This window comes from Dysgonomonas sp. GY75, assembly GCF_015234155.1.
In the GTDB taxonomy this organism is placed as follows: Bacteria; Bacteroidota; Bacteroidia; order Bacteroidales; family Dysgonomonadaceae; genus Dysgonomonas; species Dysgonomonas gadei.
Window position 1 is genome coordinate 209,718 of the sequence record NZ_JADCLQ010000036.1, and the last position, 23,636, is coordinate 233,353.

Annotated in this window: 23 protein-coding genes; 4 read left to right on the forward strand and 19 right to left on the reverse strand. The window is 39.8% G+C overall.

What is annotated here, in order from left to right; translation table 11 throughout:
- Positions 1-220: 220 nt before the first annotated feature.
- Together miaB and IR083_RS13380 are read right to left on the reverse strand one after the other, a co-directional pair.
- Positions 221-1,591: a tRNA (N6-isopentenyl adenosine(37)-C2)-methylthiotransferase MiaB gene (miaB, locus tag IR083_RS13375; RefSeq protein WP_006799758.1), complete on the reverse strand. Its 1,371-nt coding sequence runs from the start codon at positions 1,589-1,591 to the stop codon at positions 221-223.
- A 121-nt stretch (positions 1,592-1,712) separates the two neighbouring features.
- Positions 1,713-1,994, reverse strand: a complete 282-nt coding sequence (locus IR083_RS13380) for a hypothetical protein (protein ID WP_194224683.1) — start codon at positions 1,992-1,994, stop codon at positions 1,713-1,715.
- Between the two features lie 275 nt (positions 1,995-2,269).
- Here IR083_RS13380 and IR083_RS13385 point away from each other — a divergent pair, with 275 nt between their 5' ends.
- Positions 2,270-3,073: a metallophosphoesterase family protein gene (locus tag IR083_RS13385; RefSeq protein ID WP_194224684.1), complete on the forward strand. Its 804-nt coding sequence runs from the start codon at positions 2,270-2,272 to the stop codon at positions 3,071-3,073.
- A gap of 28 nt (positions 3,074-3,101) precedes the next feature.
- Positions 3,102-3,701, forward strand: a complete 600-nt coding sequence (locus IR083_RS13390) for a hypothetical protein (RefSeq protein WP_006799761.1) — start codon at positions 3,102-3,104, stop codon at positions 3,699-3,701.
- 70 nt (positions 3,702-3,771) lie between these two features.
- Here the strand turns inward: IR083_RS13390 and IR083_RS13395 are convergent, their stop codons facing one another.
- The 16 genes from IR083_RS13395 to IR083_RS13470 form a co-directional block, all read right to left on the reverse strand.
- Positions 3,772-5,844 (reverse strand): dipeptidyl-peptidase 3 family protein, encoded by a 2,073-nt coding sequence (locus tag IR083_RS13395; protein ID WP_194224685.1) that lies wholly within the window; start codon positions 5,842-5,844, stop codon positions 3,772-3,774.
- A gap of 25 nt (positions 5,845-5,869) precedes the next feature.
- Positions 5,870-6,355 carry a DinB family protein gene (locus tag IR083_RS13400; RefSeq protein ID WP_006799763.1) on the reverse strand — a complete coding sequence of 162 codons (486 nt, stop codon included), beginning with the start codon at positions 6,353-6,355 and terminating at the stop codon, positions 5,870-5,872.
- A gap of 391 nt (positions 6,356-6,746) precedes the next feature.
- The gene (locus IR083_RS13405) at positions 6,747-7,619 is read right to left on the reverse strand and encodes an aspartyl protease family protein (protein ID WP_194224686.1); all 873 of its coding nucleotides are present in this window, start codon (positions 7,617-7,619) and stop codon (positions 6,747-6,749) included.
- Between the two features lie 162 nt (positions 7,620-7,781).
- Entirely contained in the window at positions 7,782-8,903 is a 1,122-nt protein-coding gene (locus tag IR083_RS13410; RefSeq protein WP_194224687.1) for a universal stress protein, read from the reverse strand.
- 76 nt (positions 8,904-8,979) lie between these two features.
- A complete protein-coding gene (locus IR083_RS13415) occupies positions 8,980-9,234 on the reverse strand; it encodes a DNA-binding protein (protein ID WP_194224688.1) in 255 nt (84 codons plus the stop codon).
- Positions 9,235-9,312: 78 nt separating this feature from the next.
- Positions 9,313-10,008 (reverse strand): phosphatase PAP2 family protein, encoded by a 696-nt coding sequence (locus IR083_RS13420; RefSeq protein WP_194224689.1) that lies wholly within the window; start codon positions 10,006-10,008, stop codon positions 9,313-9,315.
- 26 nt (positions 10,009-10,034) lie between these two features.
- On the reverse strand, positions 10,035-10,859 hold the full coding sequence (locus IR083_RS13425) for a tetratricopeptide repeat protein (RefSeq protein WP_194224690.1): 825 nt from the start codon (positions 10,857-10,859) through the stop codon (positions 10,035-10,037).
- 6 nt (positions 10,860-10,865) lie between these two features.
- Entirely contained in the window at positions 10,866-12,701 is a 1,836-nt protein-coding gene (locus IR083_RS13430; protein WP_194224691.1) for a BatD family protein, read from the reverse strand.
- Between the two features lie 180 nt (positions 12,702-12,881).
- On the reverse strand, positions 12,882-13,733 hold the full coding sequence (locus IR083_RS13435; RefSeq protein WP_194224692.1) for a BatD family protein: 852 nt from the start codon (positions 13,731-13,733) through the stop codon (positions 12,882-12,884).
- A complete protein-coding gene (locus tag IR083_RS13440; RefSeq protein ID WP_242052414.1) occupies positions 13,733-14,521 on the reverse strand; it encodes a tetratricopeptide repeat protein in 789 nt (262 codons plus the stop codon). Before IR083_RS13440 ends, IR083_RS13435 begins: the two co-directional genes overlap by 1 nt.
- 359 nt (positions 14,522-14,880) lie before the next feature.
- Entirely contained in the window at positions 14,881-15,903 is a 1,023-nt protein-coding gene (locus tag IR083_RS13445) for a vWA domain-containing protein (protein ID WP_194224693.1), read from the reverse strand.
- A gap of 86 nt (positions 15,904-15,989) precedes the next feature.
- On the reverse strand, positions 15,990-16,973 hold the full coding sequence (locus IR083_RS13450; protein ID WP_194225022.1) for a vWA domain-containing protein: 984 nt from the start codon (positions 16,971-16,973) through the stop codon (positions 15,990-15,992).
- A gap of 12 nt (positions 16,974-16,985) precedes the next feature.
- Complete coding sequence (locus IR083_RS13455) at positions 16,986-18,044, reverse strand: hypothetical protein (protein WP_194224694.1); 1,059 nt, start codon at positions 18,042-18,044, stop codon at positions 16,986-16,988.
- A gap of 96 nt (positions 18,045-18,140) precedes the next feature.
- Positions 18,141-19,010, reverse strand: coding sequence for a DUF58 domain-containing protein (locus tag IR083_RS13460; RefSeq protein WP_194224695.1), 870 nt, complete (start codon positions 19,008-19,010; stop codon positions 18,141-18,143).
- A 23-nt stretch (positions 19,011-19,033) separates the two neighbouring features.
- Positions 19,034-19,399 (reverse strand): four helix bundle protein, encoded by a 366-nt coding sequence (locus IR083_RS13465; RefSeq protein WP_194224696.1) that lies wholly within the window; start codon positions 19,397-19,399, stop codon positions 19,034-19,036.
- A gap of 45 nt (positions 19,400-19,444) precedes the next feature.
- Entirely contained in the window at positions 19,445-20,437 is a 993-nt protein-coding gene (locus tag IR083_RS13470) for an AAA family ATPase (RefSeq protein ID WP_006799777.1), read from the reverse strand.
- A gap of 282 nt (positions 20,438-20,719) precedes the next feature.
- On the opposite strand from IR083_RS13470, the gene IR083_RS13475 reads away from it, so the two are divergent.
- Entirely contained in the window at positions 20,720-21,406 is a 687-nt protein-coding gene (locus tag IR083_RS13475; protein WP_194224697.1) for a DUF4328 domain-containing protein, read from the forward strand.
- On the opposite strand, the gene IR083_RS13480 is transcribed toward IR083_RS13475, so the two are convergent.
- A complete protein-coding gene (locus tag IR083_RS13480; protein WP_044216073.1) occupies positions 21,386-22,018 on the reverse strand; it encodes a MarC family protein in 633 nt (210 codons plus the stop codon). The two genes, IR083_RS13475 and IR083_RS13480, sit on opposite strands and share 21 nt — an antisense overlap.
- Before the next feature lie 353 nt (positions 22,019-22,371).
- On the opposite strand from IR083_RS13480, the gene IR083_RS13485 reads away from it, so the two are divergent.
- Positions 22,372-23,634, forward strand: coding sequence for a phosphoglycerate kinase (locus tag IR083_RS13485; RefSeq protein WP_006799780.1), 1,263 nt, complete (start codon positions 22,372-22,374; stop codon positions 23,632-23,634).
- Positions 23,635-23,636: the final 2 nt, after the last annotated feature.

A 23,636-nucleotide genomic window follows, 5' to 3' on the forward strand; every position in this document is an offset into this window, starting at 1 on the left:
TTTTAAATTAATCCTTTTTTCTATAACAAATATTTCCTTTCTATGTTTTCCAAAACGGACATCTAATATAGTTACTTTTTGAAAAAGCAGGAAAAATCTTTAATAAAAATAACTAAACTATGTACATATTTCAGGGTTACAGAGCTATTTAGCCTCCTCATAAGTAAAACAACGAAAATAAGTTAGAAATTAAAAATGTATTATTAGTTATATCTATAACTTATATGGCTTCGCCAAATAATGTAGCCGAAGTATTCCCTGTAATTCTGACAGTAACAAAATCTCCGATACGATGGCTGCCCTTATCAAAGATAACGACTTTATTTTGAGAAGTACGTCCAAACAGTTGTTCTTTCGAACGTTTGGAGAATCCTTCGACCAATACTTCAAATACTTTGCCGATATCTCTTTTATTACTTTCGAGGGAACATTCGTTCTGTAATTCTATAATTTCCTGCAAACGCTTTATTTTAACATCTTCGGGCACATCATCTTCCAGCTTCTTAGCAGCAAATGTTCCCGGACGTTCCGAGTATTTAAACATAAAGGCCGAATCGAAGCATACTTCTCGCATCAAGGACAGGGTTTCCTGTTGGTCCTCTTCAGTTTCGGAATGGAATCCACACATTATATCCGTAGAGAGCCCGCATCCCGGAATGATCCGTTTGATAGCCTCGATACGGTTCAGGTACCATTCTCTGTCGTACTTACGCTTCATTACATTTAGCATACGGCTGCTTCCCGACTGTACAGGAAGGTGGATAAATTTGCAAAGATTGTCATACTTCGCTATCACTTCCAGCGTTTCATCAGTCATATCGGTAGGATATGAGGTGGTAAACCTGATGCGCATTTTTGGGGCTTCAAGAGCTACAATTTCGAGTAAACGGGAAAAGTCTACCACCGTACCATCTTCGTTCTCATAGCGGTACGAATTTACATTCTGCCCCAGCAAAGTTACTTCCTTAAAGCCTTTGTCGCGTAAATCGGCAACTTCGTTCAATATACTTTGAGGCAAACGGCTGCGCTCGCGTCCTCTGGTATAAGGCACAATGCAGTACGAACAAACCTTATCACATCCGCGCATAATGGATATAAAGCCCGAAATATGATTTCCTCCGATTCGCAAAGGTATTACATCCTTATACGTTTCGGTTTTTGATAAAACAACATTGATTGCTTTTTCACCACTTTCGGCGGCACCCACCAGATTAGGCAGGTCGAGGTAAGCATCAGGGCCCACTACCACGTCTACATGATGCTTGTCGTGCAGTTCTTCTTTCACCCGCTCTGCCATACATCCGAGAACCCCGATGATCATATTAGGCTTCTTCTTTCTCTTAAGGGCATTGAAATAGTCGAGTCGCTGGATAACCCGTTGTTCGGCATTATCACGAATCGAACATGTGTTTACAAATACAGCATCGGCGTCTTCGAGCTTATCTGTCATGGTATAACCATCCATCTGCATTACAGACGCAACAACCTCGCTGTCTGCCACATTCATCTGGCAGCCATAGGTTTCGATGAACAGTTTTTTATCTCCGGTTTCGGTCGTGGATTTAAAGTCCAGTCCTTTTTCGTTGTTCATAGAAATAAAATTTTAATAAATAATAAAATAAAAACGATTTATCTCAAATCGTTTCAGTCTGGCAAAAGTACAAAAAAAACGGAACACCGCATAAGTATCCCGTCCAAGCTATGTTAAATCTCTACTTCTCCTCTTCTATGATAAACCAACGGATGCTGTCTTTCTCGCGGGTGGCTGCTTGTCCCGGCTGTAAATCGGGCAATTTGCGGAGGGCTGGTTCCATTTCCAGTATTTCGTCTACAGATACGAGATAGGCGTCTTCATCATCAGTCACATCCTCTTCACCGAAGAGCTGCCAGTCTCCGTCTTCATCATATAAGACGAAGATTACGGGCGAACCGTTAGTCAGTACATAGCTGGTCGTTAATACCGATTTATTTTTTTGTTCTTCTTTTAATTTCATTTCTTATTATTTTAGAATAAAGATAGGAATTATAATCCGATAATACTTCGTTCCCATAATCCTTTATAAGAAATATGACCGATGCCCGGATTTCCTTGTTTATGCTGTCCTTGTTAAGATAATATATCTTCAACCATTTGATATGTTAACAAAATTGATATTTTAGTTAAAATAAGTCTAAAAAAGTGCTTATAGAAGCATGTTTTCTACTTACCGGACACTAAAACCTATTTTTACACGTAACCTTGCACCTGCTTTACCATTATTAAATTTTTATGAAGAAAATATATATCTTCTTATTTACCCTTCTTACTTTCACTGCATGTGAGATGATAGAATATCATCCCTATGACGGGCGTATAAAAGGGGAAACAGGAATTAATGCAAAAAATATTGCACGTATAGAAGAAGCGTGTAAAGGTAAGAAATCGATCCGCTTTGTAATGACAGGAGATACGCAACGGGCCTATGATGAAACAGAAGATTTTGTGAAAACTATAAATAAACGAAACGATGTCGATTTCGTTATTCACGGCGGAGATATTTCTGACTTTGGCCTCACTAAAGAGTTTCTGTGGCAGAGGGACATTATGAATAAACTGAAAGTGCCTTATGTGGTGCTTCTGGGAAACCATGACTGTCTCGCTAACGGTATAGATATCTTCCATGAAGTATTCGGTGAGGTGAACTTTTCGTTTCTGGCAGGCAACACTAAATTTATCTGTCTGAATACAAATGCCCTTGAATTCGACTACTCGCATCCTGTTCCCGATTTCCAGTTCATAGAACAGGAATATAAGGACGAAAGGGAAGAATATGAAAAGACGATATTTGCAATGCATGTACGCCCTTATTCGGAACAGTTCAATAATAATGTAGCCAATGTTTTTCAACGATATATAAAGGAATTCCGAAAATTGCAGTTTTGTCTGAATGCGCATGACCATTGGGCGCAGGTAGACGACCTGTTCAACGACGGGGTGATGTATTATGGCACACCAAGTGTGGCCAAACGCGAATATTTACTGCTGACAATTAAGCCTGACGATACATACGATTATGAAGTTATTGAATTTTAAATATAAATTACATTTGAGCATTCTTGTAATGCTTCTTATTATAACAAACGCACTTCCTGCCCAAAACGGCTATGACAGACGCATTGAGAAATATAAATCGCAATGGGAAAACCTTATTCCGAATTATACCAAAGTGCAGTATGCCGGTGGAATGGGACTGATATCATTAGGTCTGGGATGGGATTACGGAAAAAACAATCAGTGGGAAACAGATATGTTCTTTGGATATCTGCCTAAATATTCGACCAAGCGTTCCAAGATAACATTTACTCTGAAGCAGAACTTTATCCCGTGGAAAAAAGATTTGAACAGACATTTCTCAATAGATCCCCTGGCTACCGGACTCTATGTAAATACTATCTTCGACGGGGATTTCTGGGTAAGTGAACCTGACAAATATCCAAACAGCTATTACTCGTTCTCTACAAAGATGCGTTTCAATATCTATCTGGGACAACGGATCACGTATAATATCCCGCCGGACAAACGCTTCTTTGCCAAGTCCCTCACCTTGTTCTATGAGATAAGCAGTAATGACCTGTATATAGCCAGTGCTTTTACCAACAGTTATCTGGGCCCGAAAGAATATTTAAGATTATCATTCGGCCTGAAAATGCTGATGTTCTGATACAAAAAGTCCTGACAGATAAACTTGTCAGGACTTTTTTATATTTATTTTCTTAATTCCGGATTCCGATTCAATCGTTATAGGTAGGCAATGTCGAAAACTCTTTCGAGTAGCGTACCATCTGTTCGGCATATCCTTCGGTATAAGAGATTTTGACATCGGTAATCTTACCATCTTTGTCCTGTACCAATTGGAATACCGGATTGACAAAACCTTTATATGGTTTCATATTCAAAGTCTTGTAACGCTCCAGCACTTCTTTATGCAATTTCTGATCAACTTCTACCGCGTAATTCGCTACAATAGCTTTTGCACCATTAAAATCGCCTTCCGATTTGATTCGCTGGATTTCGGCAAGTAAATCGCCGAATAATGTACGCAATTTGGTGTAATCGTTTACTACAACATATGTTTTGCCGTCTCTCACCTTATATTCGACAACATTATCCGCTTTTCCTTTTTCATAAACCCACTTGGCTATCAACTGACGGTTGCGCATATGCGCCTCCTCTATGTCTTTACCCGGTTCGATACGTACAAGCTGCGTCATCAGTCCATTCATCATAAACTTGTAGTATTCGGCTTTGTAAGCGTCCGCATTTGGGATAATGCCCAGTTCTACAAGTTTGGCATCGGCAAGGAAGTACAACCCGAACAGGTCGGCACGGGCTTCTTCGATGGTGGAACTAAATTCGCCCAATGCATTCGGATCGACTTCAGGCAGTAATTTTCCCGAACCATGTCCCAGACATTCGTGCAGGTCGGTATGCAAGACATCAGTAATAAAGCCATATTCCTTTATTATATTTACTTCGGCGTCAGACCACATAAACTCTTCACCAAATCCGGTATGCGCGCCAGCTGCGTCGTATGCTTCCATGATATTTTCTATTGTCACCGACTTGGAGCCATGATCTTTGCGTATCCAATCCGCATTCGGCAAATTGATGCCGATAGGCGTTGCAGGATAGCAATCTCCGCCAAGTTGAGCTACGGTGATTACTTTGGCAGATACGCCTTTTACTTTTTCCTTTTTGAAGCTCTTATCCACAGGCGAATGGTCCTCGAACCATTGCGCGTTTGAACTGATGATCTCAGTACGTTTTGTCGCCTCTACATTTTTGAAATTTACAATAGATTCCCAACTGGCCTTGATACCAAGAGCATCTCCATAAACTTCCGTGAAACCATTTACAAAATCGACCTGTGAATTTAAATCTTCAACCCATGCCACAGCATATTGATCGAACGTTTTCAAATCACCGGACTTATAGTATGAAATAAGCTTTGAGATCACATTCTTTTGCGCGTCATTTTCGGCTACAGTCTGTGCTTTTTCGAGCCAGAAAACTATTTTTTCGATTGCAGGCGAATACAAGCCACCGACTTTCCAAACCTTTTCTATCAGTTTCCCGTCTTCTTTTTCCAAACGGCTATTTAGCCCGTAAGATATAGGCGTAAGGTCGGTCGTATCTTTCATTGCCCCGTAAAAATCCTGAACCTCTTTCTGGGTAACTCCTTCTCCATAATAATTATTGGCAGAAGTAAGGATAAGGTCTCCTCCCGACTGGTTCACTTTCTTTGCCATTACCTTAGCATCGAACATGACAGGGGTAAGCATCTTTATAAAATCATCTACGGACTGGCCTTCCTTTACCGGAACAAGTTCCGCCGATAAGTTTTTTACCTGCTCTGCAAAAAATTCTTTAGAAAAGCCCGGCAGGAATTTTTCTTCTCCGTAGTGATGGTGTATCCCATTGGAGAACCACACACGCTTGAGATATACTTCAAATTCTTTGTAATCAGCCGAGTTCTTATCTCCTTTATAATTTCCATAGATAGCCTCCAGCGTGCGGCGGATGGCGAGGTTAAACCGATTGTTCTGGTCGAAAAGAATATCGCGTCCTTCGACAGCAGCCATAGAGAGGTAATAAACCAGTTCTTTTTGCTCCAAAGTCAGATTGTTGAATCCGGGAACGTAATAACGCAGGATTTCGAGGTCGGCAAAAGCATCTACCTCATATTTGAAATCAGCTGGGACAGTGTCCGCTTCAGCCTGCTTCTCCGGAGCTTTTTGCCCCCCTCCGCAGCCGGCAAACATCATTGATAATCCGGTCATAGTTATTAATATTGTTTTCTTCATTCAATTATATAATTTAAGTTCTTATCTATTGCCTGCCGGCTAACTCTTCTATCTCACCCATATGCAGGTGTAAATGACCGAGGTAACCATTCACCATATTTTCCAGAGAGACTATATTCCCCTCAAAATCGGTCCATGTATTCCCTAATTTAGATGTATCTATATTCTTTATCACCTGAATGATATGAAGATTATAATACTTCCATAAACCGACAAGGCTTATCCAATCCGATTTCTGGTAGTTCTGTATGGCTATCCAGAGGTCGTTATCCTGTGTATAATCAGGGAATACAAGATTAGAGCTGTATTGTAAACGCACCATTCTCTGCTGATTGTTAGATGCTGAATCTATCAGGTGTCCGATCAGTTGCTTTATTGTTCTGTTTTGGGCATTTCGTCTCTCTGATATCGCTTCAAGAGGAAGATTCAGCAACTTTTTCTCCCACTCTCGTATTACCTGACTGATACCATCAATGATAATTGAGAAATCTGCATTTGGTGATGTTTCCATTACAATCAATGATTTTTTTTAAGTAACTGTAAAATTACTGTTTTTTTGGAGTTTGATGTAATGATTTACTTTTAATTAAGATAAAGACTTTTCTCAAACTTTATCTATAAGAAGTAAGCTGATGATTGTTAGTTATTGGCTGAGAGTTCTTTGATGTATTGATTAGCAGATTTGAGAATTAGCAGATTAGCAAATGAATGAAAAAGTGTAACCTTTGTTACCTTTTAACAAGTAGTAAGTTTTTAAGTAATGAGTAATAAGTACTAAGTTGAAAGTAATATGAGATACGAGTAGACAAGATACGAGATACAAGTTGTTAACTGCTAACTGTTGACTGTTGACTGAAAAAACTGTTACCTTCGTTACCTTTTATATATTATCAGATTGACCATCAATCGGAAGCTGAAGGTTTAAGGTATAGGTTATTTTTTCGGAAGTCGAATATCACTGAAAAGTATCTGAAGAACTGGTTCCCCAAAAGGCCTATATACATATCGTTCTCTTTGAAGACAAACCATTCGGAATCGGTAAAAATCACATCTTTGCCTGTAAGCATACTATTACCTACGTTGATGGTATCTGCACTCATTATATTTACTTTAGTCCGATTGCTATCCAGGTTTTTAGCACGTCCTTCATTGGTTTTACCTGTATCCAAACCGTATTTGGAAAGTACATTGTGAGCAAAGAATAACGTTCCGTTCAGGCCTGTATCTATCCAGCAATTCCCTTCTATGATCTTTCCGCCAATGGTTACTGTAGTAGGGATGAGCAGCCTGCGCCCTCTGTTCTGAAATTTTATACAGTCATACCCCTTCAGACTATCCAGTTCAATAGGTTTCAGTTCCCTTATATATTGGTCTTTATAGGATATCTCGAGTATGCGCCTGTTGAAAAAATCCCAGCCCAGCAATACACAATCCTCACCGTACCAATGCAGGAACTGGCTTCCCGGACTCATAAATGTAGCATCCATTGTCTTTGTCCAGTCACCCACATTGAAACGAATGCGCTCAGATTTTTTTCCGGCTTCTTTATCTGCTCTTAAATATTCGGGCACAGCCAATCCCCATGCCCCTATATCGAGAAGAGCTTTCATCGGTACTGAGTCGTTAATAAAACCGTCCAGAATAACATTATTCTTGAAACTATGGAAAGGGATTGCACCTTTAGGTATTACATCCGGAACAGAATCGGCACTATATACAGAAGCTTTTACCGAACACAAAGATAGAATGCAGACTAAGAAAGCCGATAGTCTCATAAAGGAGGTTTATTTACTGAGAAAAAAATCCGTGTGAAACGTAATCATAGGGGATAAGTAGATGTATCGTTTTATAGGGCTAGGTATTAAGTGTAAAATCTATTCGTTAACTTCAAAGATAACGAATAGATTTATACGATATTATATGATATGTCTAGCATTTTATCCTCTTAGTACCAACAAAGGTGTATCGGAGTGAAACAGCATCTTACGCGAGATACTCGGACTAAACATACGGGCAAAGATATTCCGCTTACTGGTGGTCAGGGATAATATCTGTATTTTGTCATTCTTTATATATTCGTCGAGGCTTTTGAGCATATCATTGGTATCGATCAACTTATAGTCTAGATTTAGCCCCGGATATTGCTTACTGAAGTAGTCTTTGATTCCGGCAAGTTTTATTTCGTCCCATCGGTCACCCTTCTTAACGGCTATATGGGTGAGTACGATCTGTACATCGCTATATGGCTGCAAGAGTTTTGCCAGCAAATCGAATGAAATCAAATCCCTCTGGCTGAAGTTTGTAAGGAATGCCATTTTCTTCACTTCCCTCAAATCCGAAAATGGTGTATTTTCCGGAATTGCAACTAATGGAACGTGAGTCATTTCTATTACCTCAGCCGTTACGCTGCCAATAAGATCGGCATCTTTCTGATCCTTGCCTCTGGTTCCCATAAGTATCAGTGTCGGCTTATACTCTTTGGCAAAGGTCACTATCTCTTCTTCGGGCAAGCCCTCTCGCAATACATAGGAATAGTTTACCGAAGGGAACTCTCCTGCCGAAACCTTCTGGTCTATTGTATTACATAGTTTCTGGATATTTTCCTTTACTTTCTCTATAATATTCTGGAATTCCTTCTCTTCCTTTCCCTGATAGGCAAATGCTTCGGCCATGGGCAAGGCTGTGGGATAGTATGGATTGAAATACACATGAAGTATCTTTACTTTCGCGTTGAGATCACGAGCCAGGTTAAAGGCTATTTTACATGCTTTAAGCGAATAATCGGAAAAATCGACCGGTATAAGGATGCGCTTACGCCCGTCATCAGTCCTGTATGTTTCTTCCTCATCGTAGCTAAATAAGTGGCGACTCTCCACTACGCTCAGGGCTTTGGGCAGATCGGATTCTTTGATACGGATACGAACGCCGGGCGATACTCCCGGATTATCCAAATCCACATCATTGATATGGACTTCAATATTCTCACTTTCCAATACGCCTTTTAATATCTGGGCTTTTTCGTTTGTGTGAATCGCAAGTGTTACCAGTTTATCTCCCATTGCTGTATATATTTATTGTTGTTGTACTGATTTTAAAAGAGATGAACACTTGTGGCATTCATCTCTGTATTTTTTCTTAAGCTTCCTTCGCTTCCATCATTTCTAAAGCCATATCCAAAATAGTAGTATCATCGAGTGAAACATAACCTCCGTCCGGCCCGGGTTCTATATGTACACCACAACTTTGCCCTTTTTCGTAACTATATCCTCCGAAGTAGTTCCAAACTGTTTCTACAGGGATTTGTAAAGTATCAGCTATCTGATGTATGCTTCCATCCGGTAAACTGTCCTTGATTTTGCGAAGCTCTGAAAATGTAATAACTCTAGTCATACTCTCTAAGTTTTAAATGGTAAATGATTAGGAATATGTTCTAAAGTTATAAAATTCTTTTTTGAAAAACAATGGATTTTACGAAGGAATATCAAATATTGCGCTATATATAGCAATTGATACTACCGTAAGTAATATTGCACCGACTAATATCTTTGCTCTTTCTTTGCTATAGACAGGCGTTCTAACATCCTCTTTAGGAACTTTCAGAATATGCCGGCGAGAGGTTAAATATATATAATACACTAAAAAGCCTATCAAAGTGCCCCAAACAGCCCCTCCAACAACATCGGAGATAAAATGGACTCCCAGATAAACGCGGGAATACGCTGTTATGGTCGCCCATATTATCATTGTAATAGTGAGATACCTATAGCGGAACAACAAGGAAGTGAAAGCCACTACACCGAAACCATTGGCAGCATGATTGGAGATAAACCCGTAACGTCCTCCGCGATATCCTTTTACTACTTCCACAAAGGCCTCAAAATCGGGGTGATGTGTGGGGCGCAATCGCTCAAAATAGGGCTTGATAAGATTTGCCGAAACAAAGTCACAAAGAAGTCCGACTAATGTAGCACAGAGCAATAACAAAAGAGCCTCTTTCCATTTTATCTTATATACAAATACGGCCAGACCGGTTATAGCTAATGGCAACCATATTAGTTTACCGCTATATATCCACATAAATGTGTCCCAATAATCTGTATGATGCTCGTTGAGCCATAGAAATAAATTCCGTTCGTATGGCAATATCTTTTCTACAAGGCTCATCTGGTGTTTTTCATTTTAAGACAAATTTATATTATTTCCAGCTTGTCACGCTGAATCCAGCCTACACTGCCGTTATCTATTTCTATTTCGAGCCAGTTGCGGTCTTCTTTTGTTATATATACTTTTGTTCCTGAGTGTAATATGAAGAGCTCTTTGCTGTTAATATCGGGAGAGCTGACCACAGATGCCGAACCGGCCATGATAACGGCTGTATCCCTATGCTCGATCTTATTCTTCTGACCGAAAGAGAATACGTTTGCAAGTATAACAATAACCAATGCAACGATTCCTATATAAAAGGCTGTTTTCTTCATTGAAACATAACGACTAAAGAAGAAGACCGATAAGCATCCCATCAGCAGAAGAAACGAAACCACTGCTATGACGGCCCAGGTATTCGAACTGAACAAATTCTGAACAGCCCTGAACCATATGCTGAGAAAGAATGTATCGGCTACCAATATCTTATCCTCTATTTTGGTAGACAGATATTCAATATTATGACGTGTATCCCGGTCTCCCGGATCAAGTAACAAGGCCTTTTCATAGTTCAGACGGGCATGAGCAAAATCATTCACTCTGAAATAAGCATTACCTAAGTTATAATATAATTGAGCAGACTCCAACCCCTTTTCCAATTGCTCAGTCTTTTGAGCTTCCAGTATTTCAATAGCCTTACGGAAATCGCCTTCATTGTAAGCTATTGTAGCCGGATCGGAAGACGTTTCGGATTGCTGCTGGCTTACTTTAGCGATTGCCAGCGAATCACTCACAACCGGGATTGAATCCTGTGCATAAGCAACAGAATATATAGCGAATATGAACAGGCAAGATAATATGATTCGTTTCATCAGACCTTATTTTATTTTCTTAATTGTACTTTCCATTTTACCGATAGCATCTACTGTATTATTGTAGAGATCATCCATTGCGTGCCCCGATTCGGACGGAGCATAACGGGCAAATTCTCCTGTATCCAATATATCTATAAACTGGCTTATAAGATCATCACCCACACCGTATTTCAACAATTCAATTTCAATATTCTCCCTGTTCAGGTCTGCAACCGGGATCGTCAATTTATCACTCAGATAACCCCATACTGCACGCAGGATTTCTTCATAGAAACTATCTTTCTGCTGCATCTGCAAATATTTCTTAGCCAGCTTAAGGCGCTTAGTCGCCACCTTATTCGCTTTCTTGGTACGCATCATCGCGATATCGGCATTCGCCTTTATCTGTTTTCTGTATGCTATAGTAAACGCAATAAACAACACTAACGGAATAAGATACCACAGAAGATATGAAAGGGAACCTACAAAGAAACTCTGAGGATCTGTAAATGAATAGCTTCCTGTTTTAAGATAACGGATATCCTGCTCCATTTCAAGTTCTTTCTGACTCGAATAACTGGTAGACACATTCTTTCCCGCATTCGGATCCTTATCTACATCCAGCGTATATGACGGGGACGAAACGGTCTTATAAGCACCGGTTCTGGTATCGAAGTAGGAAAATTCGATGGCAGGTATTGTAAATTTACCCGGATAACGGGGTATAAACATATACTCTATTGATTTTGTACCCGACAGCCCGTTCTCGGTTAACTTAAAATCATTCTTTACATTCGGATCATAAGTTTCAAAATCTTTTGGGAACTTTACTTCAGGATTCTTTATAAGCTTCAGATTCCCTGTCCCTGTTATATCCAGCTTGATAGTAACAGCGTCGTTTGCCTTAATCTTTTCTGCAGATATGGACGGTTTGAAAGAAAAGTCTCCCACTCCTCCCGAAAAATTAGCAGGCTTGTTTTGTATCGGAAGTGCGGATACATCGACTGTAACAGGTGTTGTCTTCAGTGTTTTTTTAGACTCGGTCATTACTTCCTGAGGTCCGAAAAACGTCTGTACCTTTTTACCCGAAGCCACTTCGAATACGATTTCCATTGTACCCGACGGTATCGTCATTTTACCCGACCGCTGAGGGAATAAGAGCGTTTTCTTTACATCTACGGTATAATAGTTTCGTCCGTTATAATGCTCCAGAGCCATCTGTCGATTTGCAGGTAGTTCGAAATCCTCTGTCATGAAGCCTTCGAATTCAGGAAATTGAATTTTCCCTACATCCCTTATATTCAGCACTGTGTAGAAGCGGAATGTTACAGTCACCGCTTCCTGTTCTTTCACCTTAGTTTTAGAGAATATCGCCCTTACGAAAGCATCATTCGGATTGACATTTCCGGCGGTAGAAGAAGATGTTGTCGGTTTCACCTGTTGCCCGGGCTGTTGCGGCTGAGCGTTCTTATCGGGAGGTAAGACTTTTATCTGGGCAGTATTCGATTTATAATTACTACCGCCTACTTTTACTGATGCTGAAGGTAAGGTAAAGGTACCTTCTTCTTTAGCCAACAGTAGATATGTATAGGTTATATTACTCTCCGAGGTCACTTTCCCGTTGATATTCGAAGAACTGTACATTTGTGAAACAGATGGCCCATAAAGCACATCAAAGCCCTTTATCTCATCCGGCACATGGATTTCCCGGCCTTCGCCACCTTTCAACACATACTGCAACTGTATTTGCGCACCCTTCACTGTAGAAGCAGGGGCACTAATAACAAAGGTGATGTTATCAGCACATATCTTTGAAATGCTTATGAGTAATAATGTCAATAAAATCAGATACTTTTTCATTACTCTATTTACTCTTTTTCGTTAGGTCTATTTTTATTCAGAATACAAAAATAATAACTTTAAGGTCTCAGACCTACTTATTGGCTACACTTTGTGCCATCAAATATAGTTCGTTCATTACAGTATAACATCGGTCGAAAAGCATAATTTTAAAGTAAAAAATTAAAAATCAACGTTTATTTATATTGCTTTCAGGTCTTGTACCCGTATTATTACGGGCTCTATCATTAAAGACTTTTCACTTCTGATCGTCTCATCATACACGTCTCCCCACATATCTCGTACTCTTCTGCCTGTCGGGGTAGAATATTCTACCGATATCTGCCCTTCGGGAATAGTCATCTGTCCCTGATTACGTGGCTGAAGTATTAAGCGCCTAAGTTCGACTACCTTATAGGTCTTACCATTCACAACTTCATCTGTAAAAGTTTGACGCGAACGTGTTATATTGGTTGTATAAAAATCTTTCACAACAGGAAAATCCGCACTTATTATACGCTTAATTTCTTTAGTTGTATATAACCTGTATGTAAGCGTCAATGTATCTGACAGGCTTACATTTGTTCGGGATACTGTTGTCTTTACAAAAGCATCGACTTCGTCCGCTACATCTTTTGGCGATTTCACTTCTACTTTAACGGACTCCGCTTTATATTTCTTGCTGTTTACCGTTATTTCAGCTCTGGGTAAAGTGTATTTACCTTCTCTGGAGGCTTCCAGATAATAGGAAGATGTAGTCGTGTAGATTGTTATTCGTTTACCGTTATTAAAACGGACCGCCCTCGTCGATGATACAGACGGGCCGTATAATATGGTGAAACCCTCCATATTCTTTATTATTACCGGCTCTCTTATATCATTATCACTTTCAACTACATAGTCGACTCTGAACTGTTCCCCGATAAATACTGTTTCGGGAGCTTTGACATTTACCTTAACACTTTGGCCGACAGCCACCGACAGAAAAGGGAATAGTAATACAACTGACAAGCAGAACCGACAAATTGAATAGCTATATCCTTTTCTCTTCATTACCAGTCTTTATTTTGCTTTCTGTTATTTTCGTTCTTTTGTTTTCGCTCCTGAGCTTTGGCCTGTTTTACACGTTCCTGTGTTTCTTTCTCGTCTTGTTCCAAAGCCTGAAGTATCTGTTGCATATTTTGCTGCGACATTTGGTTCTGATCCTGCTTAGGGTCTTGCTTAGGGTCCTGTTTCGGATCTTGCTTAGGGTCTTGTTTCGGATCTTGTTTTTGATCCTTATTCTGGTCTTGCTTATTATCTTTATTCTGGTCTTTGTCCTGATCTTCTTTATCTTTTATCATTTTCTGAACCACTGCCAGGTTGTACCGGGTTTCTTCATCTTTAGGATTCAGGCGTAAGGCATTTTTATAGGCTTCCATCGACTGCTTCAGATTATCCGCTTGCTGTCCTCCACCCTGCTGAGGTTGTCCTCCCTGAGCCATCTGCATTTGCTGTCCTTTTTCATTTCCTTTCTTTTTCAGGAATGTATTACCCATATTGCTCCAGGCTGAACTCATCTTTGTTTGATCTTCATTCTCCAAGGTCAGATAATGCTGGTATTCTTTTAGTGCATCATCCCATCTCTGCTGCTTATAATATGTGTTTGCCAGATTGAAAGAAGCTTCTTTCGAACTTGCATTTTCTTTCAGCGCATTGCTATATTCGTTCTCAGCCGCGCCATATCGTTGTTCATTATATGCCTTGTTCCCTGTCCGCACAGCTTTTCTAACCCCCTTCTGGGCAGATAGGCTGATAGTTACAAATGCTAATAATGTTATGAATATAATCTTTTTCATCATCTCGTTTACATTCTCAATTAAGAATACTTTTTTACTTATTTATGCCAATTAGTAGTTGAAAAGGTAACAAAGGTAACAGTTTTTTCAGTCAACAGTCAACAGTTAGCAGTTAACAACTTGTATCTCGTATCTTGTCTACTTGTATCTCGTATCTTGTCTACTCGTATCTCATATTACTTTCAACTTAGTACTTATTACTCATTACTTAAAAACTTACTACTTGTTAAAAGGTAACAAAGGTTACACATTTTTATATTTTTATACATTGTTACTTTTTATCGATAACACGCTTGTTATCTGTATATATAGATAAAATTATATAAATAAAGTAACATCCGGCTTTTAAATACTGATTCACATTATCTAAACAATCTGATATTCCGGAATATCCTGTTCTTCTTATCAAACACACATATCTCAAGTAGAAGCAGAGCCAGCATAACCCAAGCGAAAATCTGATATTTTTCGTCATATTCGGAATATGCTATTCCATCTATTTCTTTTTTCTGCAATTTCTCCAACTCCGCTTGCAGACTTTTCAGCGCACTATTGGAATTATCGGCATGTGCATAAAGCCCTTTTCCTGCTTTTGCTATCTGGCGGCACATCTCTTCATTCAGCTTTGTCACAACCGGCTGCCCCTGAGTATCACGCTTCATATTGTTAGAACCCGGTGAAACCGGAATCATCGCACCTTCCGTCGTACCTATACCCACAACATTCACATGCACACCCTTGTCAGCTGCGCGCGCGGCTGCTCCCTCAGCATCGCCCTCATGCCCTTCTCCATCGGTAATCAGGACAATAGCTTTGTCTATATCCGTATCGTTAGAAAAACAACTCATACTGATATCTATTGCACTGCCGATCGCTGTTCCCTGAACAGGCACAAGACTGGGGTCGATAGTTTCCAGAAACAATTTCGCAGACTGGTTATCAGGAGTAAGCGGCAATTGAATAAATGCCTCTCCGGCAAATACCACTATAGCCACTTTATCATCCCTGCGTTCATCGATAATACGGGTCAGCATTTGCTTTGCTTTAGCCAATCTGCTCGGCTTTATATCTTCAGCCATCATCGAATTAGATACGTCGATGGCAATAACCAGTTCTATCCCTTTCTTGTCTACCTTCTCCACTTTTGTTCCAAACTGCGGGCGTGCAAGGACAACTATGCCGAAACCTATGGCAACAAGTATAAGCCAGAATTTCAGATACGATCGTTTCAATGAAAGTTCAGGCATCATTCTTTTTACCAAGGCAAGTGTTCCCAATTTCTCCACACTTTTTCTCTTTCTTATATTCAGAAAGATAAAACCTATTACAAAAACAGGTATGGCAAAGAATAAATACAAATATTCAGGATTCGCAAACTTAAACATATTTCTTATACAAGTTATGAGTTATAAATTATAAGTTATGAGCTTTGTTGCCTTGCGCCATTCTTAACTCTTAATTCTTAATTATTTTAAGGTATATTCCTCAACCAAGTCCGACGAAGAACCAATTCCAGTCCTACCAGAGCCAAAGCAAAAATGGCAAATGGCATATAAAGTTCTTTACGCTTGGTTACAGTGTTTACACTTATATGGGTTTTTTCCATCTGGTCTATTTCGTCGTATATTGCACTCAGGCTGGTATTGTCCGTCGCACGGAAGTATTGCCCTTTGGTAATGGCTGCTATCTCCGTCAGTGTACGCTCGTCGAAGTCGCCCGACACCTGCATGGTCTGCAAGCCGTAAGGCGTCATTATCCTTGCTGTAGACGTTCCTCTGGAACCAATTCCTATGGTATAAACACGTATATCATAAGACGCCGCCAGTTCGGCTGCCGTTAAAGGTGCAATTTGTCCGGCATTATTGGAACCGTCAGTTAAAAGTATTACAACCCGCGATTTTGATTTACTGTCTTTCAACCGGTTCACAGAGTTGGCCAACCCCAGACCGATGGCAGTACCATCTTCTATCATTCCGAATTTAACCTCAGTAAGTAAGTTCAACAACACCTTATGATCCGTTGTCAGCGGGCATTGTGTAAAGCTCTCCCCTCCAAATATGACCAGGCCGATCCTGTCGTTAGGCCTGTCGTTTATAAACTCTGCGGCAACCTTTTTAGCCGCTTCGAGGCGTGTAGGCGAGAAATCCTGGGCCATCATCGTTCCCGAGATATCGAGAGCCATCACAATATCAATTCCCTCAGAGTTTGAAACATCCGAAGAATTGACGCTCTGCGGACGGGCCAGAACAATTATAACTAACGCGATTGCGACTACCCGTAGCAAAAACGGAAAGTGACGCAGGTAAACCCTTATTGTAGAAGGTGCTTTTTCAAAGGCAAAGCCTGAAGACATCTTAAATGTAGCCTGCATCTTCCTCAGCTTAATGATGTACCACACAATCAGCGGTATCAGCAATAAGAGTAAGTATAAATATTTCGGATTGGCATATACTATATCCATATATCTTTAGCTTTGTTTTTTATCTTCTTTGTTTTCTTTTTCTTTCGGTGCCTGATTCTCTGCCAAGCTATCCTTTTGCTCTTCCAGTGTCTGACGCTCTTCTATTTTTGTCTGATTGACAAACAGGTAGGCATTCACAAGGCTCAGATCGTTCTCGTCGGCAAACGGAGTGTATTTGGCAAACTTAACCAGATCGGCTAGTTTCAGTATCTGAGACAAGCCATCTGTAGCCGATTTTGTATCTGTAGCTAAATGCACCGAAGCAATGATATCATCCGAGATCATTTCCGGCGCATCTATGCTGAAGCGTTTGTCTATGTATTCACGAAGAATATCTGTAAGCTCGGTATAATATTCCTTCTCCTGCCCTTTCTGCCAAAGTTTAGACGTTTTCAGCTTATCCAGTCCCTGTAATGCGACCACATGAGGAGGCAAAACAATTTTCGGGGTAAAGAAATACCCTTTGTTCCTCTTCCGTATATAGAAGTAAACAGCAAGCCCTATAAGAGCAAGAATCAATAGTATAATCAGAGGGATATACAAATATTCAAGATAGTCCTGCCATACAAACGGTGGGTCTTGCACTGTTTTTATATCCGATATCTGAAGCTTTTCGAAGTCTATGGAATCAGTCTGATGATTCTTCAATTGCTCGAGATATGCCAAAGACTGCTCCGATAATTGCGGCGCAGAAACTTTCAGCCCAAAATCGTTTGTACGAAGCGTATCCACACCATCTATCACCTGCATGTAAGGTACATGGTATAGAGTAGAATCGAAAGAAGTCACGACATATTTCTGACTGATAGTCATCACCTCCGTCATTACCGTATCCGGTTTCAACATTTTCAACACCTCGATACCTGTTATAAGGGTATCCGGATAAAGAGGGAAGATAATATCCCGTCCTTTTGGAGCAATAACCTCTACATTAATGATTGCCTGCTCGCCGATCAGGATATCCGACGGCTGTATTGTTGCCCTTACTGTCGACTTCTGCGCCGATAGAGAAAAACTCAGGCAGCAAAGCAAGCCAAGCAATAGTATATTTTTTAGTTTCAACATATTTTCAATGAGTAAATTAGCATATATGCCAATTAGCAAATTTATAAGTATATATCATTTTCATATTTCCGAATTGGCACATTTTCACATTTACATTTAGCTTCTCTTCTTAAACAAGGCCATCAATGCCTTTACATAATCCTCATCGGTACGGACAGAAACACTATCGACCTTACTCCGGTTGAATGATGTCTGCATATTCTCCTGCTGCTTTTTCCACCAGTCCTGATATACCTGACGTACCCTTCTGGACGAAGTATCTACCCAACGTTCTGTCCCGCTCTCTGCATCCATTACTTTCATAAGCCCCACACTCGGAAGCTGGGTTTCAAGACTGTCATAAACCTGCAAAGCAACTATATCGTGTTTACGATTGGCTATTGTCAAGGCATTATTATAATCCTGTATATCTATAAAGTCGGATATCATAAATGTTGTGCAGCGTTTTTTGATAACATTCGTCAGATATTTAAGAGCCATTCCCACATCGGTTTTGGCACTGTCTGCCTGAAAGTTTATCAGTTCCCGGATAATATATAGTATATGCTTCTTCCCTTTCTTGGGAGGTATGAATTTTTCTATCTTGTCGGAAAAGAAGATCACCCCGATTTTATCATTGTTCTGTATGGCAGAAAAAGCGAGCGTTGCCGCAATTTCCGTAACCATATCGCGCTTTAGTGAATTCCTTGTTCCGAAATCCTGACTGGCAGACACATCCACAAGAAGCATAACTGTCAACTCACGCTCCTCTTCAAACACCTTAATAAAGGGTTTATTGTATCGGGCAGTCACATTCCAGTCTATGTCGCGGATATCGTCCCCGTACTGGTATTCACGCACCTCTGAGAAGGCCATCCCCCTGCCTTTAAAAGCTGAATGGTATTGTCCTGCAAATATATTGCGGGACAAGCCACGGGTCTTTATTTCAATCTGACGTACTTTTTTTAATAATTCGCTTGTTTCCATTTTGGTCAGTTAACAGTTATCAGTTAACAGTCAACATTTTTATTAATACGGGTTACTTTCAATATCGAATATATCATTTTAGCTATTTCATCTGCATCAGTAAAGATGTCTTCAAAATTTTCCGGAGTGATGTATCCTGTATCTTTAAGTAAAGATAACCAGTATTTAGTTTCCAATATTTCTTTATATGCTATGCTCATTTTGGCAGAAAAATCCAAATCGGAGATAGCACCATTAGCTTCTGCTATATTAGCCCCAACAGATGTACCACATCTCAGCAGTTGTTTCGATAATATATATTCCTGTCTATCACTCAGATATTTATAAGCTTTCACAATTCTTATGGCAAAAGAATATGCCTTTTCATAAACAAGACTATTACTTATCATATATACTTAACCTTGTTAACTGATGACTGTTAACTATTACCTGATTTACGGTACTTCAATCTTATTCAAAATTTCGCTAATAATCTCATCGGAGTTCGTATTATTAGCTTCCGCTTCATATGTCAGTCCGATACGGTGGCGCAATACGTCGTGGCATACTGCACGGATATCCTCAGGGATAACGTAGCCTCTGCGTTTGATAAATGCATATGCACGTGATGCCAAAGCCAGACTGATAGATGCACGCGGTGATGCTCCGAAACCGATCATTCCTTTTAGTGATGTCAGCCCGTTTTCTTCAGGGAAACGTGTAGCAAATACGATATCGACAATATATTTCTCTATCTTTTCATCCAGATAAACATCTTTCACCACTTCCCGAGCACCAATGATTTCATCCGCTTTCATTACCGGAGTTAATTTTCCATAGTCTCCTGTCAGGTTGTTTCTCAGGATTAATTTTTCCTCTTCTTTCTTCGGGTAATTTATCACTACTTTCAGCATGAAACGGTCTACCTGTGCTTCCGGAAGCGGATAAGTACCTTCCTGCTCAATAGGGTTCTGAGTTGCCATTACCAGAAATGGGGATGGCAATTTATATGTCTTTTCCCCGATTGTTACCTGACGTTCCTGCATAGCTTCAAGTAATGCACTCTGTACTTTAGCTGGAGCACGGTTTATTTCATCTGCCAATACAAAATTTGAAAATACAGGTCCGTGCTTCACAAAGAACTCTTCGTTTTTCTGGCTGTAAATCATTGTACCGATCACATCGGCGGGTAATAGGTCGGGGGTAAACTGTATACGACTATACTTAGCATCGATGAGCGAAGCCAAAGATTTTATCGCCAGAGTCTTAGCCAAACCCGGCACCCCTTCAAGCAGGATATGCCCATCAGCTAAAAGACCTATCAAAAGTGATTCTACGAGATGTTTTTGTCCCACAATCACCTTATCCATACCCATTGTGAGAGATTCTACAAATGAGCTTTTACTTTGTATCCTTTCGGTAAGTTCTCGAATGTCAACTTGCGCCATACTATTATACTATTTTGCGTTTATATTTATTGTTTGATTTTCCTCAATTATAATTAGTAAACTCAGATTAGCCTTCGATATTTTACGGGCATATCACTCCTATTTTACTAAGCACGACAAAAATAGAAATGTTAAATCTGAAAACCGATAATTCGGAGTTAAAAAAAATTAAGCGGAACGAAGTATTTAAGCCGATAAATTAAATAGGGTATAGTATGTACATCATATCACTTATTTTTATAGTTTTATGTCATAATCGAATCTAATATAAGAAATACACATATGGATGAATTAAGGCCTAACTCCCAAAGAGCAAAAAACGCCATCGCTTTGATATGGGTTGTGATGATAACATGCGTAATAACACTTATTTTGGAGATTATCCAATTATTGGTTAGCTATGAAATTATACCCGAAGAATACATTTCTGAAAACACTTCTTTTATAATAGCATCGATTGCGGGTTATACAGCGATATTGACATTCCTGGCGCTAATAGCATCGGCTATAACATTCATTCAGTGGTTCAGAAGAGCTTATTATAATCTGGAAAAGAAGATGAATAAACTCGAATATTCTAATGGATGGGCAGCCGGAGCTTGGTTTATTGCAATCATAAACCTCTTTGTTCCATACAGGATTATGAAAGAACTATATATAAAAACAGATCAGTACCTTTTATTAAATAGTAAGGAGCCATATACAGAAAGACTGAAAACAGATTATGTAAAAGGATGGTGGACAATCTGGATATTCAGCCTCATATTCGGAAGCATATCATTCAGAATCGAATGGAGTTTTTCTTCCATTGACACCGGTTCCAATTTATTCCTGTCAGTAATAAATTCAGCAATAGAAACCACTCTCTGCATAATCACCATTATAATTATTGAAGATTATAATAAAGCCGAGAAGCTTCTTTTCGAAACAGAAGAAAAAGAAGACTCCTCAATTGAAAAGGCTCTCTAAAAATGGCCTTATCCCTGCCAGGAAAAACTCAACCGCTATTACCATCACTATAAGTCCCATCAGACGCATCATTACATTGATACCGGTTTCGCCAAACCTTTTTATCAGTTTCGATGAACTGATAAGAATGAGATAGGTAACCAGCAGCATAAGACATAGTGCAACTACAAAAGTCACCTTTAGCAATATACTATCCGCGTCTTCCATCAAAACAATAGCATTCGTTATTGCCCCTGGACCGCACAGCATCGGTATGGCAAGTGGTGTAATAGCGATATCTTTAATTGTCTGTTTTATCTCTGATCCCTTCGCCTTAATCGGCGACAACCGGGCATTAAGCATATCGAAACCGACAACGAAGAAAATAGCACCCCCTACTATCCGGAAACTATTGACAGATATACCAAATACTCTGAACAAGAACTGGCCGGAAAAAGCAAAGACCAACACTATAATTAGCGAAACCACCACTGCCCGTTTTGCCACAGCAACCCTGTCTTTCGGTTCCATATCGGAAGTAAGCCCGAGAAAAACAGGCATAGCACTAATGGGATTTATAAGAGTAAAGAAAGATGTGAAAACCAATAATCCGTAGGCTAACAATTCGGTCATATTCTTTTTTTTTAGCAAAGATATATCAAGCCTCCGCATATTCGATACATTTACCGGATTTTGTATAAAATTTACTCACCGTTTTTTCTCTGTCGACACTATATTGATAAACCTTTCCTGCTTTTATACAGTTTTTGACCAATTAATTTTACGAACATATTGCTTTTGTCAAGTCTGAGTAACAAATAACAGAGTAATGTATACTAATAAGGCAAATTTCACGATAATTTCATTTTGAAGCAAAAAATCTTCCATAGAATTTAGTATATTTGTACCGCTTTTAAGGATAGGAAATCCAAGCAAACAATATACTGATAATCAATTATATTAATTATATTTAATTACAGACAATCATGATTACAATTGACAAATTCAATTTTTCAGGAAAGAAAGCGTTCGTCAGAGTTGACTTTAATGTGCCTCTGGATGCAGATTTCAACATCACAGACGACACTCGTATCCGTGCTGCTATGCCTACACTAAAAAAAATCATAGCCGACGGTGGTAGCCCGATCATCGCATCTCACCTTGGACGCCCAAAAGGTGTGGAAGAAAAATATTCGCTGAAACATATCCTTGCTCATGTATCTAAACTTCTCGGAGTTGACGTACAATTCGCTAACGACTGTGTAGGCGAAGAAGCCGGAGTAAAAGCTGCTGCTCTTCAACCGGGCGAAGCTCTTTTGCTCGAAAACCTCCGCTTCTATGCTGAAGAAGAAGGCAAACCTCGCGGATTGGCCGAGGATGCAAGCGATGATGTTAAAGCTGCTGCAAAAAAAGCTATCAAAGAAAGCCAGAAAGAATTTACAAAGACACTTGCTTCTTATGCAGATGTATATGTAAATGACGCTTTCGGAACAGCTCACCGTGCACATGCTTCTACTGCGCTTATCGCTGATTACTTCGATGCAGAACATAAAATGTTCGGATACCTGATGCAGAAAGAAATAGACGCTGTAGAGAAAGTAATGAAAGATACCGCGCGTCCGTTCACAGCAATCATAGGTGGATCGAAAGTATCTTCTAAAATAGATATCATCGAAAACCTGCTTGACAAAGTGAACAACCTTATCATCGGCGGTGGTATGGCTTTCACATTCGAAAAAGCGAATGGTGGCAAGATCGGTAATTCTCTTTGCGAAGACGACAAACTGGAACTGGCTAAAGACATTATGGCCAAAGCTAAGGCTAACGGTGTAAACCTGGTTATCGCCAGCGATGCCAAGCTTGGCGACAAGTTTGCGAACGATGCAAATACACAATTTACAGATGCCAACAATATCCCTGACGGATGGTCAGGTTTCGACATAGGCCCTAAAGGAGAAAAAGAATTCACTGATGTAATCATGGCTTCCAAGACTATCCTTTGGAATGGTCCGGTGGGCGTATTCGAATTCGACAACTTTGCTCACGGTACAGAAACTGTTGCTAAAGCGATTGCTACTGCAACCAAAGCCGGAGCATTCTCTCTTGTTGGTGGTGGTGACTCTGTTGCTGCTGTTAACAAGTTCAACCTTGCCGATCAGGTATCTTATGTATCTACAGGTGGTGGTGCTTTGCTAGAGTTCATCGAAGGAAAAGTTCTTCCGGGAATTAAAGCTATCAGAGGATATTAATA

Coding starts and splice junctions, on each gene's coding strand:
- miaB (WP_006799758.1), bottom strand. CDS start 1,591: ATGAACAACGAAAAAGGACTGGACTTTAAATCCACGACCGAAACCGGA.
- IR083_RS13380 (WP_194224683.1), bottom strand. CDS start 1,994: ATGAAATTAAAAGAAGAACAAAAAAATAAATCGGTATTAACGACCAGC.
- IR083_RS13385 (WP_194224684.1), top strand. CDS start 2,270: ATGAAGAAAATATATATCTTCTTATTTACCCTTCTTACTTTCACTGCA.
- IR083_RS13390 (WP_006799761.1), top strand. CDS start 3,102: ATGCTTCTTATTATAACAAACGCACTTCCTGCCCAAAACGGCTATGAC.
- IR083_RS13395 (WP_194224685.1), bottom strand. CDS start 5,844: ATGAAGAAAACAATATTAATAACTATGACCGGATTATCAATGATGTTT.
- IR083_RS13400 (WP_006799763.1), bottom strand. CDS start 6,355: ATGGAAACATCACCAAATGCAGATTTCTCAATTATCATTGATGGTATC.
- IR083_RS13405 (WP_194224686.1), bottom strand. CDS start 7,619: ATGAGACTATCGGCTTTCTTAGTCTGCATTCTATCTTTGTGTTCGGTA.
- IR083_RS13410 (WP_194224687.1), bottom strand. CDS start 8,903: ATGGGAGATAAACTGGTAACACTTGCGATTCACACAAACGAAAAAGCC.
- IR083_RS13415 (WP_194224688.1), bottom strand. CDS start 9,234: ATGACTAGAGTTATTACATTTTCAGAGCTTCGCAAAATCAAGGACAGT.
- IR083_RS13420 (WP_194224689.1), bottom strand. CDS start 10,008: ATGAGCCTTGTAGAAAAGATATTGCCATACGAACGGAATTTATTTCTA.
- IR083_RS13425 (WP_194224690.1), bottom strand. CDS start 10,859: ATGAAACGAATCATATTATCTTGCCTGTTCATATTCGCTATATATTCT.
- IR083_RS13430 (WP_194224691.1), bottom strand. CDS start 12,701: ATGAAAAAGTATCTGATTTTATTGACATTATTACTCATAAGCATTTCA.
- IR083_RS13435 (WP_194224692.1), bottom strand. CDS start 13,733: ATGAAGAGAAAAGGATATAGCTATTCAATTTGTCGGTTCTGCTTGTCA.
- IR083_RS13440 (WP_242052414.1), bottom strand. CDS start 14,521: ATGATGAAAAAGATTATATTCATAACATTATTAGCATTTGTAACTATC.
- IR083_RS13445 (WP_194224693.1), bottom strand. CDS start 15,903: ATGTTTAAGTTTGCGAATCCTGAATATTTGTATTTATTCTTTGCCATA.
- IR083_RS13455 (WP_194224694.1), bottom strand. CDS start 18,044: ATGTTGAAACTAAAAAATATACTATTGCTTGGCTTGCTTTGCTGCCTG.
- IR083_RS13460 (WP_194224695.1), bottom strand. CDS start 19,010: ATGGAAACAAGCGAATTATTAAAAAAAGTACGTCAGATTGAAATAAAG.
- IR083_RS13465 (WP_194224696.1), bottom strand. CDS start 19,399: ATGATAAGTAATAGTCTTGTTTATGAAAAGGCATATTCTTTTGCCATA.
- IR083_RS13470 (WP_006799777.1), bottom strand. CDS start 20,437: ATGGCGCAAGTTGACATTCGAGAACTTACCGAAAGGATACAAAGTAAA.
- IR083_RS13475 (WP_194224697.1), top strand. CDS start 20,720: ATGGATGAATTAAGGCCTAACTCCCAAAGAGCAAAAAACGCCATCGCT.
- IR083_RS13480 (WP_044216073.1), bottom strand. CDS start 22,018: ATGACCGAATTGTTAGCCTACGGATTATTGGTTTTCACATCTTTCTTT.
- IR083_RS13485 (WP_006799780.1), top strand. CDS start 22,372: ATGATTACAATTGACAAATTCAATTTTTCAGGAAAGAAAGCGTTCGTC.